Consider the following 1,711-nt stretch of genomic DNA (forward strand, 5'->3'; position numbering starts at 1 on the left):
CCGGCTTCGACCTTTGCGTAGTCCCCGATATAGAGCGGCCCACGCAGCACCGCGTCGGGGTGCACTTCCGCGCCTTCGGCGACCCATACGCCGGGCCGACACCCGGCGCCACCAGGTGATCACCCAGGACAGCCTCGGCCTCGGCAAGGCGGGCACCGGCGGCCGCCTCGGCAGCGGTGCCATCTCGGCCGACCTCGACGGCGACGGCCGCAGCGACCTCATCACGCAGGCCGGCAGCAACACGGTCTTCGTGGTGTGGGGCGGAAAGAAGAAGCTCTCCGGAGCAGCCAAGCTCAGCGGCGCCGCGCCGGTCGCCGGCGACTTCGACGGCGACGGCCACGCCGACCTCGTCACGAGCCGAAGCGCGGACTCCAAGGCAACGGTCCGGTTCGGCCCGTTCACCCGGACGGGCAAGCCCGCCCGTACGAAGACGCTCGACCTCACCCCCGACAAGCCGTCGTACTACACCCCCCGGCCCACCGGCGTCGGCGACGTGAACGGCGACGGCAAGGACGATCTGGTGGTCACCTGGTCGCACGTGTTCGCGGACGAGATCCCGACCCCCCGCGCCACCCTCGTGTACCGCGGAGCGGCCAACGGCGTACTGAAGAAGGGGCCGCGCCTCAAGGACGCGCGAGGCAAGGACATGTACGGCTCGGTCACCCTCACGTCCGACGTGAACAAGGACGGCTTCGCCGATGTGATCGTCAGCCTCACCTGCGAGATCCTCGGCGACGTAGCCGTGCCCGAGGGCGGCAGCCGACTGATGGTCGCGTACGGCGGAAAGAGCGGGTGGAGCACCGGTCTGAAGCCCACGACGATCAACGAGAAGACACCGGGGCTGCCCGGCGAGCCGGTCTCCTCCTACTGCAACTTCGGGTACGCGCCGGCGACGGGTGACGTGAACGGCGACGGTTACGCCGACGTCGCGTTCAGCGCCCCGCTCAAGGGAGACAAGACGGTGACCCTGGTGCTGCGCGGCGGACCGAAGGGCCTGACGGGCACGAACGCGAAGAGTATTTCCGGCCTCCCGGTGTGGCCCCGGCTGGCGATCCAGGATCTGAACGGCGACGGCGCGGCCGAACTGGCGGTCGGCACGTCGCACACGAGCGGGGCCGACGACAAGGTCAGGATTCTGCGCGGCAGCCCTTCCGGCATCAGCACATCCAGGCCGATGCTCATCGGGCCCGCAGATCTGGGACTGAAGCCAGCGCCGGGGGACAACTTTGGCTCCGGCTTCGGCCGCTGAAACCGCCGGCCGCCGCCACCCGGCACGGACTACGGGGCTACCAGACCGTAGAGCATTAGCGGTCTACCCTGGTCCACGGGGCTGGGGCTTGTGAGTTCGGGTGCTGTCACGTTGTGAAGCGTGTGAATGCTCGACGGTGTGTCGGGGGTGGTGGGGCCGGGTTCCGGCTCCGGGCTCAGGCCGCGGCAGGCAGGGCGGTCGCGCCGGTGATCTGGTCCCAGATCGCGAAGCGGATGGTCATCTCGGCGCGGTAGTGGGCGGCGGTCATCAGGTGGCGACGAGGCCTGAAGTGGGATGCCACAGAAGGCGGACAGGAATTCTTGTACGGCGCCGGCGGAGCGGAAGCCCTTCATCGCCCGTTCACGCCGCCGGGTGGGCTGGTGCGAGTTCTCCGCCCGATTGTTCAGACCCTTGTGGGAACGGTGTTCGACGGAGGGCATCACCTCGCGGTGGGCCGCGCCG

General features: G+C 69.5%; 1 protein-coding gene and 1 pseudogene. One reads left to right on the forward strand and one right to left on the reverse strand.

The genetic code is table 11. The features are described 5' to 3' along the window. Positions 1-115: 115 nt before the first annotated feature. Positions 116-1,249 (forward strand): FG-GAP and VCBS repeat-containing protein, encoded by a 1,134-nt coding sequence (locus ACWCQ6_RS37140; RefSeq protein WP_451096907.1) that lies wholly within the window; start codon positions 116-118, stop codon positions 1,247-1,249. Between the two features lie 301 nt (positions 1,250-1,550). Here the strand turns inward: ACWCQ6_RS37140 and ACWCQ6_RS37145 are convergent. After that, a pseudogene (locus tag ACWCQ6_RS37145) lies at positions 1,551-1,711 on the reverse strand (DDE-type integrase/transposase/recombinase); the annotation flags it as partial.

This window comes from Streptomyces sp. NPDC001880, assembly GCF_053594575.1.